This is a genomic window from Nonomuraea sp. NPDC003709, from assembly GCF_040610775.1.
GTDB classification, from domain to species: Bacteria; Actinomycetota; Actinomycetes; order Streptosporangiales; family Streptosporangiaceae; genus Nonomuraea; species Nonomuraea angiospora_A.
The window spans coordinates 365,489-377,614 of sequence record NZ_JBEXMW010000005.1 but is presented as its reverse complement, the minus strand read 5'-3'; the positions used below and the strand labels follow the sequence as shown (position 1 = coordinate 377,614).

Below are 12,126 nucleotides of genomic sequence, written 5' to 3'. Positions count from 1 at the left end.
CCGTAGCGGGAAGCCCTCATGACCCGACCCCGGTTTGCGCGAGGATCACCGAGGGCACGGCGCGCGCAGGGGAACGGGGGCCGGGATGGCGGGGTTCGGTACGACACGTCCCCGCGCCTGACGCGGGATCGGCGCGATTCGGCGTCCGAGCACTACCGTCCGATTACCTTGTCGAGGGCGGCGCATGGGCGAGCCCCGAATTCGCGCTTGCAGACGATCTATTCCAGCGCCCTTAAAGGCCGCCGCAAGCTTTCACATTCACGTTCTATTCATGCGACGTCTAATCACCATCATTTCGCCCGCCATCGCAGGCTTGATCGCCGCCGCCGGTCTCGCCGGGCCGGCGCGGGCGACCGAGCCCGGCGGGCTCGACGCTTATTACGGTCAGCGGGTGGCCTGGTCCTCCTGTGGCAACGGATATGAATGCGGGAAATTGCGGGTCCCGCTCGACTATTCGAAGCCCGGCGGCAGGCAGATCAAGATCAGCCTGGTCCGGTTGCGCGCCACCGGAAAGAAGATCGGGTCGATCGTGCTCAACTTCGGCGGCCCGGGCATCTCCGGCGTCGATTCGTTGAAGGCCGCCAAGACCATGGTTTCCCCTTCTCTCAGGCAGCGGTTCGACGTGGTCAGCTTCGACCCGCGCGGCGTGGGCGCCTCGGCTCCCGTGCGCTGCCTCGGCACGCTGGGCCTCGACGCGCTCTTCGCCACCGACCCGACGCCCGACAACCGCACCGAGGTCAAGCAGGCCAAGCAGTGGGCCAAGGCGTTCGCCGGCGCCTGCGCGAAGAACGCGGGCAAGCAGCTCCTCGCGCACGTCGGCACCGGCGAGGCCGCCAGGGACATGGACGTGATGCGGGCCGCGCTGGCCGAGCGGCGGCTGACGTACCTCGGCTGGTCGTACGGCACCTACCTCGGCGCCAGGTACGCCGACCTGTTCCCCACGAGGATCCGCGCCATGGTGCTCGACGGCGCCGAGAACCCGAACCAGACCGGCATCGAGTTCGCCCGGTCACAGGCCAAGGGCTTCCAGGTGGCGACCGAGTCGTTCATGCGCGACTGCTTCAAGGCCAAGAACTGCCCGTTCAAGAAGCACTCCGTCAGCGCGGCCTGGAAGCGGCTGGACGCGCTGTACAAGCGGGCCGACCAGGCGCCGCTGCGCAACACCTACGACGGCCGTCAGGTCAGCGAGGCCGTCGCGCGGACCGGCGTCATGAACGCCCTCTACGCGGTGGCCTACTGGCCGACGCTGCGGGTCGCGCTGGCGGACGCGTTCAAGGGCGACGGCACGAAGCTGCTGCTGCTCGCCGACGACTACAACGGTCGGCGGGCCGACGGCAGCTACGACAACCGGTACGAGGCGCTCATGGCGATCAACTGCCTCGACCACCCCGAGTCGCGCTGCCCGTACTGGCCGGTCAAGGGCACCAGGTTCGCCAAGAAGGTGCGGGCCCAGGGCTCGCCGCCGATCGTGGTGGTGGGCACGACCCGCGACCCGGCCACGCCGTACGGCCTGGCGAAGGCGCTAGCGTCGCAGCTGTCGAAGGGCGTGCTGCTGACCAACGACGCCGACGGGCACACCGCGTACAGCGGCGGTTCGAGCTGCGTGGAGAAGCAGATCGACCGCTACCTGATCACGGTCGTCCCGCCGCGGGCCGGAGCCTGTTCCGCCAAGGCGTAAGCCCCCTGTTCCCCCAGTCCCACACCACGGTGTGGGACTGGTGTCGTTCGGGTCAACCACGGTCGCGCCTGCGGGGCGCGCGTGCCATGCCGGGAGAGATTGGCGGACGTAGCCGGAAAAGTCCCTCCCGAGGAGCCCATGGAGTCGCTGCTGGTCCTGCACGCGGTGGCGGCGGTGTGCGCTCCCTGGCTGGTCAGGCGCACGTCCCTGGCCGTGCTCGCCCTTCCCCCGGGCATCGCCTTCCTCGCCGTGCTGCTGTGGCTGCCCCCGCGGGAGAGCGCGGCCTGGGCGCCCGTGCTGGGGCTGGAGCTGTCCTTCCGCGCCGACGCATTGGCCGTGCTGATGATGTCGCTGGTCACCGGCGTGGGCGCACTGGTCATGATCTACAGCTCCCGCTACTTCAGCCGGGACGACAAGGGGCTCGGGCGCTACGGCTGCTTCATGACGGGCTTCGCCGGGTCGATGCTGGGGCTGGTGGCGGCCGACGACCTGCTCCTGCTGTACGTCTTCTGGGAGCTGACCACCGTCTTCTCCTACCTGCTCATCGGGTACGACCCCGAGAGCAGGCTGAGCAGGCAGGCCGCCATGAAGGCGCTGATGGTCACCACGTTCGGCGGTCTGGCCATGCTGGCGGGGTTCGTCCTGCTCGGGCAGGCCGCGGGCACGTACCGCGTCTCGGACATCGTCGCGCACCCGCCCCACGCGGGCCCCGTCGCCGTCATCCTCATCCTGGCCGGCGCGCTGTCGAAGTCGGCGATCTTCCCGTTCAGCATGTGGCTGCCGGCCGCCATGGCCGCCCCCACCCCCGTCTCGGCCTACCTGCACGCGGCCGCCATGGTGAAGGCCGGCGTGTACCTGCTGGCCAGGCTCGGCCCCGCGCTCGGGGACCTGGCGGTCTGGCGGGCGGTGGCGGTGCCGCTCGGCCTGGTCACGATGGTGCTGGGCGGGTGGCGGGCGCTGCGCGAGACGGATCTCAAGCGGCTGCTCGCCTACGGCACGGTCGGCCAGCTCGGCTTCCTCACGGTGCTGTTCGGCTCGGGCGACGGGGGCGCGGCGCTGGCCGGCGTGGGCATGCTGCTGGCGCACGCGCTGTTCAAGGCCGCGCTGTTCCTGGTGGTGGGCATCGTCGATCACGCGGCGGGCACCCGCGACCTGCGCGAGCTGAGCGGGGTCGGCCGGTCGATGCCGTGGGTGTGCGGGGTCGCGGTGCTGGCGGGGGCGTCGATGGCGGGGCTGCCGCCGCTGGCGGGGTTCGCGGGCAAGGAGGCCGCGCTGGAGGCACTCATGGGCGCTCCGGTCGTGCTGGCGGGCGTGGTGGCCGGGTCGGCGTTGACGGCGGCGTACACGCTGCGGTTCCTGTGGGGCGCGTTCTGCGACAAGCCGGGGGTGGCGGCGCGGCAGACGCATCGCATGCCCGCGGCCATGACGGGACCTGCCGCGCTGCTGTCGCTGCTCGGGCTGGTCCTGACGCCGTTCGCCGGGTGGTTCGCCTCCGCCTTTTCTGGATATATCGGGACATTTCGCATTAAGGGGCATGACGTCCATCTGGCGGCGTGGGGTGGCTTCACCCTGCCGCTCCTGCTGTCGGCGGTGTCGGTGGCGGCCGGGGTGGCGCTGTTCCTGGCCAGGGAGCCGGTGGCCAGGGCGGGGGCGGCGCTGCACGTGGTCGACTCCGGGCAGGTCTTCTGGGCGCTCGTGCAGCGGCTCGACCGCTTCGCCATCCAGCTCACCGGCTTCATCCAGCGCGGGTCCGTACCCGACTACCTGACGCTCACCCTGCTGGCCGCGGTCGGCGTCGGCGTGTTCTCCCTCGCCTCCGGCGGCCCGCCCCACCTCGGCGTGCCCGTCGTCCTCTGGCAGCGCCCCGAGCAGCCCGTCGTCGTCGTCCTGACGGTGGCGGCGGCCGTGCTGGCGCTGTTCGCCCGCGCGTTCATCCTGCTGGCCCTGGTCGTCGGCCTCACCGGGTACGGCACGGCGCTGCTGTTCCTGGCGCACGGCTCGCCCGACCTGGCGCTCACCCAGTTCCTGGCCGAGACGGTGAGCCTGGTCATGTTCGCGCTGGTGCTGCGGCGGCTGCCGCTCGGCCCGGTCAGGGGGCGGCTGCCGTTCCCGTTCAGGATGGCGCTCGGGCTGGCCGTGGGGGTGGTGGTCACGGGCGCGGGCATGCTGGCGATGGGCGCGCGGACCGCCGAGCCGGTCGGCGCGCACCTGGAGGCGGCCGCCGGGCAGGCCGGCGCCAGGAACATCGTCAGCGCCCTCATCGTCGACCTGCGCGCCTGGGACACCATGGGCGAGAGCACGGTGCTCGTCGTGCTGACCCTGGGCGTGACGAGCCTGGTGTTCCTGCGGCGCAGGTCGTACCACATCGAGCCGGTCGCGGGGCCGCCCGCCGAGCGCACCCGCTGGCTGTCGGCCACGCTGCCGCGCGGGCAGCGGGCGCTGGCGTTCGAGGTGGTGGCCCGGCTGACGTTCCACACGGTCCTGGTGCTCTCGGTGTTCCTGCTGTTCATCGGGCACAGCGAGGTCGGCGGCGGGTTCGCCGGCGGCATCGTGGCCGGGCTGGCGATCACCGTGCGCTACCTGGCGGGCGGGCGGAACGAGCTGGCCGCCGCTCTCCCGGTGCACGCCGGGGTGCTCATGGGCGCCGGGCTCACGCTGTCGGCGGGCACGGCGCTGATCGGGCTGGTGTTCGGGCGGGCGGCGCTCGACCTGCTGACCGTGGACGTGAGCGTGCCCCTGGCCGGGCACCTGCACGTGTCCACGGGGCTGCTGTTCGACCTCGGCGTGTACGTGTCCGTCGTCGGCATGGTCCAGGACATCCTGCGCTCCCTCGGCGCCGAGCTGGACCGGCAGGAGAGCATGTGACCGTCACCCTGCTGCCCTTCCTGGCCTGCTTCGCGATGGTCGCCACCGGGGTCACGCTCCTGCTGGAGCGGAGCCTGGTACGGGTGCTGGCCGGCGTCGTCCTCCTGGGCAACGGCATCAACCTGCTGATCGTCACCGCGGGCGGCGACCCGGGCGGCCCGCCCTTCGTGGACGTCCGCGGGCGGGCCGACCCGCTGCCGCAGGCCATGGTGCTCACCGCGATCGTGATCACCCTGGGGGTGACGGCGTTCCTGCTGGCTCTGGCGCACCGGTCGTGGCAGCTGTCCGGGAGCGACGAGGTCCAGGACGACACCGAGGACCGCCGCGTACGGCTGCGCGCCCGGCGCGGCGAGCTGAGCGACGCCGTGCGCGCCCGGCGGGACGCCTACCGGCGGCTGGTCGCCGAACAGCGCGCCGAGCTGGCCAAGCTCGCGGCCGAGCAGGCCGAGCGCGAGCGGCTGCAGGAGGCCGACCTGGAGCAGCGCATCTCCAGGGTGCACGACGAGCTCGAACGGTGGATGCACGAGCGGCGGCAGGAGGGGCTGACCGAGGAGGAGGTGCACCTGCGCTTCGAGGAGGCGGGGCGGCGCGAGGACGCGGCCGCCCTGGACAACGCCGAGCGCATCGAGCAGCTGCGCGAGCAGCACACGCGGGGGCGGGAGGAGCAGGCGGCCAGGGAGCGGACGATGCGGAGAAAGCTCAAGGCACGGCAGCGGGAGGCGCGCAGGCAGATGCGGGCGGCCATCAGGGAGGAGCGGGAGCGCCAGGCCCTCGCGCAGGACCCCGAGCTGGAAGGCGAGGACTGACCATGAGGAGCCGCGTGCCCGGACCGGAAGGCGAGGTCTGACCGTGGAGAGCCGCGTGCCCGAGCCGGAAGGCGAGGGCTGATCCCGGTGGAGAGGCTGATCTGCGTGCCCGTACTGCTGCCGCTCCTGGCCGCCGGCGTGAAGCTGGCGATCGGGGGGCGGCTGCGCCGGCTGCAGTCGCTCATCAGCCTGGTCACGCTCGCCATCTCGGTCGTCGTCTCGGCGCTGCTGCTGGTCGCCGCCGACACCCGCGGCCCGCTGGTCACCGAGCTGGGCGGCTGGCCGGCGCCCGTCGGCATCTGCCTGGTGGCCGACCGCCTGTCCACGCTGGTGCTGCTGGTGTCGTCGGCGGTGACGTTCTGCGTCATGGTGTACTCGGTCGCCAACGCCTACGCCGCGCAGGAGCACGACGCCCCCATGGCGATCTTCCATCCGGCGTTCCTGGTCATGGTGGCCGGGGTGGCGGACGCGTTCCTGTCGGGTGACCTGTTCAACCTGTACGTGGCGTTCGAGCTGCTGCTGAGCGGCTCGTACGTGCTGCTCACCTTCGGCGGCACCGAGTCCAGGATCCGGGCGGGCGCCACGTACACGCTGATGGCCCTGGCCTCGTCGATGTTGTTCCTGATCGCGCTGGGAGTCACGTACGCGGCCACCGGGACGCTGTCGATGGCGCAGCTCGCCGAGCGGTTCGCCACGTTGCCCGTGCAGGTGGCGCTGCTGGTGGAGCTGACGCTGCTGCTGGCGTTCGGCATCAAGGCGGCGATCTTCCCCATGTCGGCCTGGCTGCCGGACTCCTATCCCACCGCGCCCGCCCCGGCCACGGCCGTGTTCGCCGGCCTGCTGACCAAGGTCGGCGTCTACTCGATCATCCGTCTGGAGGCGCTGCTGTTCCCCGGCGGGCCGGTGTCGACGCTGCTCATGTGGGTGGCGCTGGCCACGATGCTGACGGGCGTGCTGGGCGCGGTCGCGCAGACCGACCTCAAGCGCATGCTCTCGTTCACGCTGGTCAGCCACATCGGCTACATGGTGTTCGGCGTCGGCCTGTCCACGGTGGCCGGGCTGGCCGGGGCGATCTTCTACGTGGTGCACCACATCACCGTGCAGACGACCCTGTTCCTGGTGACCGGGCTGGTGGAGCGGCGCACCGGCACCACCTCGGTGAACGGGCTCGGCGGCCTGATGACCACCGCGCCGCTGCTGGCCGTGCTGTTCTTCGTGCCCGCCATGAACCTGTCGGGCATCCCGCCCATGTCCGGCTTCCTCGGCAAGCTGATGCTGGTGCAGGCGGGCCTGGCCGACGGCCGCCCGCTGCCCGTCGCCCTCGTGGCCGGGGGCCTGGTGACGAGCCTGCTCACCCTGTACGCCGTGGCCCAGACGTGGAGCAAGGCGTTCTGGCGCGGCCCGCGGGCCGTGCGGGCGGGCACGGTCGTGGAGAGCGAGGAGTACACCGGCGAGGACCCGACCGTCACCACGACGGCCGTCCCGGGGGCGCTGACGGCGGCGGTGGCGGCGCTGGTCGCGATGGGGCTGTCGTTCACGGTGCTGGCCGGGCCGCTGTCGGCGTTCACGCACCGGGCCGCCGCCGAGCTGATGGCCCGCGAGCCGTACGTCACGGCCGTGCTCGGAGGGCGGCCGTGAAGCCGCGGCTGGCGCTGATCGCCTGGCTGGCGGTGGTGTGGGTGACGTTGTGGGGCGAGCTTTCGGCCGGCAACGTGCTGGGCGGCCTGGCGGTCGCGCTGGTGGTGACGTGGCTGCTGCCGCTGCCCGTTCTCGACCCGGGCATCAGGGTCCATCCGGTCGCGCTGGTGGACTTCCTGCTCTGGTTCGGCCGGGACCTGGTGGTCTCGACCGTGCGGGTGGTGGTCTGGGTGGTGCGGCCCGGCGTGCCGCCCACCCAGATCGTCCGGGTACGGCTGCGCACGTCGTCGGAGTCCATGACCGTGATGATCATGGTCGCGCTGTCGACCGTGCCCGGCAGCCTCGTCGTGGCGGCCTACCCCGAGGAGCGCGAGCTGGACCTGCACGTGCTGGGGCGTCCGGGAGACGTCGCCGAGGCGGTGCGGGCGGACGTGGCCGGGCTGGAGTCGCGCATCGTGGCGGCGTTCGGCACCCGGCGGGACCGGGAGGAGCTGCCGTGACCGTGGTGTACCTCGTGACGCTGGGGCTGCTCGGATGCGCGGCGGCGGCCACGCTCTACCGGGTGGCGCGCGGTCCGACGATGCTGGACCGGGCGGTCGCGGTCGACGTGATGACGTCGCTGTGCATGTGCGGCGTCGGGGCGTTCGCCGTGGTCAGGGACGACTATTCGGACCTGCCGATCCTGCTGGTGCTGTCGCTGCTGGGGTTCGTCGGGTCCGTGTCGCTGGCCCGCTTCTTCTCGGGGAGGTCCCGATGAGCCGGCTCGACACGTGGCTCGACATCGCGGCGGCGGCCTGCCTGCTGCTGGGCGCGACGCTGGCGCTGTCGGCCGGGGCCGGGCTCGTCCGGTTCCGCACCACGCTGGACCGCATGCACGCGGGCACCAAACCGCAGGTGCTCGGCGTGCTGCTGGTGCTGCTGGCCATGTGGCTGCACCGGCCCACCTGGGCGAACGCCGGGCCGCTGCTGCTGGCGGGCATCTCCCAGGTGATCACCGTGTCGGTCGCGGCGTACATGGTGGGGCGGGGCGCCTACTCGCGCGAGCGCGCGGACGACGACACCGAGCTCCCGTCGGAGGACTGATCGTCCGAGCGGTTGAGCGCCGCCTGGCCGAACCAGGTCCACAGGGCCAGCGCGGCCAGGATCCCGCCGGTGGTCCAGCCCAGCGCGGGGCCGAACAGGTAGTCGATCACGAGCATGGTGGCCGTCGCCATGGACACGGCCAGCGCGAGCGCGCCGACGATGCCGTAGAGGTTGGAGCGCCGTACCAGGGTCTCCTTGCGCCCCTGCCGGAACAGCACGCGGTGCTGGGCGGTCGGCGCGATGTAGCAGATGGACGCGACCGCCGCGCTGACCAGCGCCAGGTAGAACAGCCACCGGTCGGGCTGGTCCAGCTTGCCGAAACCGGCCGAGAAGGGCACGGTGAGCAGGAACGCGAACAGCACCTGCACCCCGGTCACCGCCACGCGCGCGCCCTGTAAGAGCTCCACGAAGTTCCGGTCCGCGCGCTCCTGCTCCGACTCGTTCTTCACGCCGCCTCCCGCCTCACCAACGAGAGACTTCTCCTTCCTTGACGGAGCGCGCTAAAACATCGCCCGAAGGATCTTGGCCGGGGTGATGGGCAGATCGCGCACCCGGTGGCCGATGGCGTGGTGCACGGCGTTGCCGACGGCGGCGGCAGTGCCGACGATGCCGATCTCGCCGATGCCCTTGCTGCCCATGGGGTTGAGGTCGTCGTCCTCCTCCTCCAGCCAGACCGCCTCGATCCGCTCCACGTCGGCGCAGGCGGGCACGTGGTACTGGGCCAGGTCGCGCCGGAGGAAGCCGCCGAACTCCTCGTCGGTGTACGTCTCCTCCATCAACGCCATTCCCATGCCCATCGTCATGCCCCCGATGAACTGCGACCTGGCCAGCTCGGCGTCCAGGATGTGCCCCGCGGCGAAGACGCCGAGCAGGCGCGACACCCGTAGCTCGCCCGTCACGGAGTTGACCCGCACCTCGGCGAACTGGGCGCCGAACGCGTACCTGGCCAGCTCCGCGTCCCGCGCGACCTCCTCGGTGGTGTCGGCGCGGCCCACCGTGCCGTTCACCTTGAGGTGCTCGCAGGCGCGCACGACCGCCGAACCCCACGAGGCCGTGCCCATGGAGCCGCCCGCGAGCGGGGCGTCCGGCAGGTCGCTGTCGCCCAGCTCGACGTGCACCCGGTCGGGTGCGACGCCCAGCACGCCGGCCGCGATCCCGGTCAGCGCGGTACGCGCGCCCGTGCCGATGTCGGCGGCGGCCACCTGGACGAGGAAGTCGCCCTCCCGCATGGTGACGACGGCCTTCGACGGGCTGCGCCTGGCCGGGTAGGTGGAGGCGGCCACGCCGGTGCCGACCAGCCACTCGCCCTCCCGGTGGCGCCCCGGCTCGGGGTCGCGCCGGTCCCAGCCGAAGCGGCGGGCGCCCTCGCGCAGGCAGGCGACCAGGTTGCGGGAGCTGAACGGCAGGCCGCTGTCCGGCTCCGTCTCCGGCTCGTTGCGGACGCGCAGCTCGATCGGGTCGATGCCGGCGGCGCAGGCCAGCTCGTCCATGGCGGACTCCAGCGCGTACATGCCGGGGCACTCGCCGGGCGCGCGCATCCACGACGGGGTGGCGACGTCCAGCCGGACGAGCCGGTGGGCCGTGCGCAGCGCGGGCGTGGCGTACATGACGCGGGTCGGGGTCGCGGTCTGCTCGGCGAACTCCACCAGCGTCGAGCTCTGCTCGTAGGCCACGTGCTCCAGCGCCGTGAGCCGGCCGTCGGCGTCCGCGCCGAGCCGCAGCCGCTGGATCGTGGGCGTGCGGTAGCCGGTGACGTCGAACATCTGCTGCCTGGTCAGCACGATCTTGACGGGCCGGCCGACGGCCCTGGCGGCCAGGGCGGCCAGCACGGCCTGGGGCCTGGAGGTGCCTTTCGAGCCGAAGCCGCCGCCGACGTGCCGGGACACCACCCGCACCTGCTCACCGGGCAGGCCGAGGGTCCGGGCGATGAGGTCGCGGCTCGCGGACGTGCCCTGCGTGGTGTCGTACACCAGCAGCCTGCCCTCGCCGTCCCACAGCGCCAGGGCGGCGTGCGGCTCCATCGGGTTGTTGTGCAGGACAGGGGTCGTGTAGGTCACGTCGATGACGGTCTCGGCCGCGTTGAGCCCGGCTTCGACATCGCCCTTCACGGTGTCGGACGGGAAGCCGGGGTTGACGGTCTCCGGCTGGTACAGGTTGGGGTGGTCGGCGCGCAGGGCCACGTCGTGGATGTCCTGCTCGTACTCGACGACGATCGCGTCGGCGGCGGCGCGGGCGTTCTCGTAGGTGTCGGCCACGGCGGCCGCCACGAACTGGCCGCGATAGGCGACCTCCCTGCTCTGGAACAGCGCCAGCTCGCCCTCGGCGGCCGGGCCCAACCGGGGCGGGTCCTCGCTGGACAGCACGGCCAGCACGCCGGGCATGGCGAGTGCGTCACGGACGTCGATGCGCCGGATGCGGCCCTTGGCGATCCGCGACTGCACGGGATAGGCGTAGGTGACCCCCTCGACCGGGTATTCGGCGGCGTACGTGGCCAGCCCGGCGACTTTGACGCGGCCCTCGACGCGGTTCACGGCGTCAGCTCCTCAAGCGTGCGGACGATCAGATTGCGGGTCAGCGGCACCTTGAAGTCGTTGCGCGGGAGCGGACGGGCCTGTTCCAGCTCGGCCTCGGCGGCGGTGCGGAACGCCTCACCGGTCGCCGGGCCGCCGACGAGGACCTGCTCGGCGCGTTCGGCCCGCCACGGCGCGTGGGCCACGCCGCCGAGCGCGATGCGGCAGCCGGTGACGGTGCCGTCGCGGACGTCGAGCACGGCGGCGATGGACACGAGCGCGAAGGCGAACGACGCCCGCTCGCGTACCTTGCGGTAGAGCGAGGCGCCCGGCGGCGGCGCGGGCAGCTCCACGGCGGTGATCAGGTCACCCGGCTCCAGCACGGTGTCCCGCTCGGGCGCGTCGCCCGGCAGCCGGTGCAGCCCCGGCATCGGGACGATCTTGTCACCGCCCTGGCCGGTGACGTGCACCTCGGCCTCCAGCGCGACCAGCGCGACCGCCATGTCCGACGGATGGGTGGCCACGCAGGCGTGCGAGGTGCCGAGGATCGCCAGGTTCGTGTGGTCGCCCTCGATGGCCGGGCAGCCGGAGCCGGGCTGGCGCTTGTTGCACGGCCGGGTCACGTCCTGGAAGTACGGGCAGCGGGTGCGCTGCAGCAGGTTGCCGGCCACCGTCGCCATGTTGCGCACCTGGCCGGAGGCGCCGGACAGCACCGCCCGGGCCAGCATCGGGTAGCGGGATCGCACCAGGGGGTGGAGCGCCAGATCGCTGTTGCGCACGGCGGCGCCGACGCGGAGCCGGTCGCCGGTCTGCTCGATGGCGTCGAGCGGCAGCTTGCCGACGTCCACCAGGCGGTCCGGCTCGGCCACGCCCAGCCGCATAAGGTCCACCAGATTGGTGCCGCCGCCCAGGTACATGGCGCCCGGCCCGAACCTGCGCACCGCGTCCGCCGCGCTGCCCGCCCTGGTGTATTCGAAGAGTTTCACGGCGCGACCTCGGCGATGGCGCTGACGATGTTGACGTAGGCGCCGCAGCGGCACAGGTTGCCGCTCATGCGCTCCCTGATCTCCTCCGGCGTCAGGCCGGGGTCCTCGCGGAGATCGCCGGTGATCGCGCTCGGGCCCTGCTCGCCCAGCATCCCCACCGCCGAGCAGAGCTGCCCCGGCGTGCAGTAGCCGCACTGGAAGGCGTCGTGCTCGATGAACGCGGCCTGCAGCGGATGCAGCTCGTCACCCTCCATCAGCCCCTCGACGGTGACGATCTCCGAGCCGTCCATCGCCACCGCCAGCGCCAGGCAGGAGTTGGCCCGCCGCCCGTCGATCAGCACCGTGCAGGCCCCGCACTGGCCGTGGTCGCAGCCCTTCTTGGCGCCGATCAGCCCCAGCCGTTCCCGGAGCAGGTCGAGCAGCGACATCCGAGGGTCTACGTGCACAGAATGTGACGATCCGTTCACCTTCAGGGTGATGTCCATGGCGCACGACTACCCGACCTCCAGACGAGGCAATCTCTGAGGGCGGTAAAGCGCGGTGTCCGTTTTGCGCCTGGG

11 protein-coding genes are annotated in these 12,126 nt (G+C 72.2%); 7 read left to right on the top strand and 4 right to left on the bottom strand.

Going from position 1 to position 12,126, the window contains the following annotated elements:
• Positions 1-271 precede the first annotated feature (271 nt).
• The 7 genes from ABZX61_RS18060 to ABZX61_RS18030 all read left to right on the top strand — a co-directional run bounded on the left by ABZX61_RS18060 (position 272) and on the right by ABZX61_RS18030 (position 8,070).
• Positions 272-1,678, top strand: coding sequence for an alpha/beta hydrolase (locus tag ABZX61_RS18060; RefSeq protein ID WP_355195758.1), 1,407 nt, complete (start codon positions 272-274; stop codon positions 1,676-1,678).
• Between the two features lie 138 nt (positions 1,679-1,816).
• Positions 1,817-4,543 carry a Na+/H+ antiporter subunit A gene (locus ABZX61_RS18055; RefSeq protein ID WP_355195757.1) on the top strand — a complete coding sequence of 909 codons (2,727 nt, stop codon included), beginning with the start codon at positions 1,817-1,819 and terminating at the stop codon, positions 4,541-4,543.
• Positions 4,540-5,349 (top strand): Na(+)/H(+) antiporter subunit C, encoded by an 810-nt coding sequence (locus ABZX61_RS18050; protein ID WP_355195755.1) that lies wholly within the window; start codon positions 4,540-4,542, stop codon positions 5,347-5,349. Before ABZX61_RS18055 ends, ABZX61_RS18050 begins: the two co-directional genes overlap by 4 nt.
• Positions 5,350-5,436: 87 nt before the next feature.
• Positions 5,437-6,987, top strand: a complete 1,551-nt coding sequence (locus tag ABZX61_RS18045) for a Na+/H+ antiporter subunit D (RefSeq protein ID WP_355195753.1) — start codon at positions 5,437-5,439, stop codon at positions 6,985-6,987.
• Positions 6,984-7,487, top strand: coding sequence for a Na+/H+ antiporter subunit E (locus tag ABZX61_RS18040; RefSeq protein ID WP_355195751.1), 504 nt, complete (start codon positions 6,984-6,986; stop codon positions 7,485-7,487). Before ABZX61_RS18045 ends, ABZX61_RS18040 begins: the two co-directional genes overlap by 4 nt.
• Positions 7,484-7,744: a monovalent cation/H+ antiporter complex subunit F gene (locus tag ABZX61_RS18035; RefSeq protein WP_185074016.1), complete on the top strand. Its 261-nt coding sequence runs from the start codon at positions 7,484-7,486 to the stop codon at positions 7,742-7,744. The genes ABZX61_RS18040 and ABZX61_RS18035 overlap by 4 nt, the downstream gene beginning before the upstream one ends.
• Positions 7,741-8,070, top strand: a complete 330-nt coding sequence (locus tag ABZX61_RS18030) for a monovalent cation/H(+) antiporter subunit G (RefSeq protein ID WP_355195749.1) — start codon at positions 7,741-7,743, stop codon at positions 8,068-8,070. The genes ABZX61_RS18035 and ABZX61_RS18030 overlap by 4 nt, the downstream gene beginning before the upstream one ends.
• Here ABZX61_RS18030 and ABZX61_RS18025 read toward each other — a convergent pair.
• Genes ABZX61_RS18025 through ABZX61_RS18010 form a run of 4 tightly spaced genes read right to left on the bottom strand, consistent with a single transcriptional unit; the run spans position 8,019 to position 12,051 of the window.
• The gene (locus ABZX61_RS18025; RefSeq protein WP_355195748.1) at positions 8,019-8,519 is read right to left on the bottom strand and encodes a DUF6328 family protein; all 501 of its coding nucleotides are present in this window, start codon (positions 8,517-8,519) and stop codon (positions 8,019-8,021) included. The genes ABZX61_RS18030 and ABZX61_RS18025 overlap by 52 nt on opposite strands.
• 51 nt (positions 8,520-8,570) lie before the next feature.
• On the bottom strand, positions 8,571-10,601 hold the full coding sequence (locus tag ABZX61_RS18020) for a xanthine dehydrogenase family protein molybdopterin-binding subunit (protein WP_355195746.1): 2,031 nt from the start codon (positions 10,599-10,601) through the stop codon (positions 8,571-8,573).
• Complete coding sequence (locus tag ABZX61_RS18015; protein WP_355195743.1) at positions 10,598-11,566, bottom strand: xanthine dehydrogenase family protein subunit M; 969 nt, start codon at positions 11,564-11,566, stop codon at positions 10,598-10,600. The genes ABZX61_RS18020 and ABZX61_RS18015 overlap by 4 nt, the downstream gene beginning before the upstream one ends.
• Positions 11,563-12,051 carry a 2Fe-2S iron-sulfur cluster-binding protein gene (locus ABZX61_RS18010; protein WP_350727750.1) on the bottom strand — a complete coding sequence of 163 codons (489 nt, stop codon included), beginning with the start codon at positions 12,049-12,051 and terminating at the stop codon, positions 11,563-11,565. The genes ABZX61_RS18015 and ABZX61_RS18010 overlap by 4 nt, the downstream gene beginning before the upstream one ends.
• Between the last annotated feature and the right edge of the window lie 75 nt (positions 12,052-12,126).

Bases quoted from the DNA above. Each gene is read 5' to 3' on its own strand.
- ABZX61_RS18030 (WP_355195749.1), top strand. From the start codon at position 7,741: ATGAGCCGGCTCGACACGTGGCTCGACATCGCGGCGGCGGCCTGCCTG.
- ABZX61_RS18060 (WP_355195758.1), top strand. From the start codon at position 272: ATGCGACGTCTAATCACCATCATTTCGCCCGCCATCGCAGGCTTGATC.
- ABZX61_RS18010 (WP_350727750.1), bottom strand. From the start codon at position 12,051: ATGGACATCACCCTGAAGGTGAACGGATCGTCACATTCTGTGCACGTA.
- ABZX61_RS18055 (WP_355195757.1), top strand. From the start codon at position 1,817: ATGGAGTCGCTGCTGGTCCTGCACGCGGTGGCGGCGGTGTGCGCTCCC.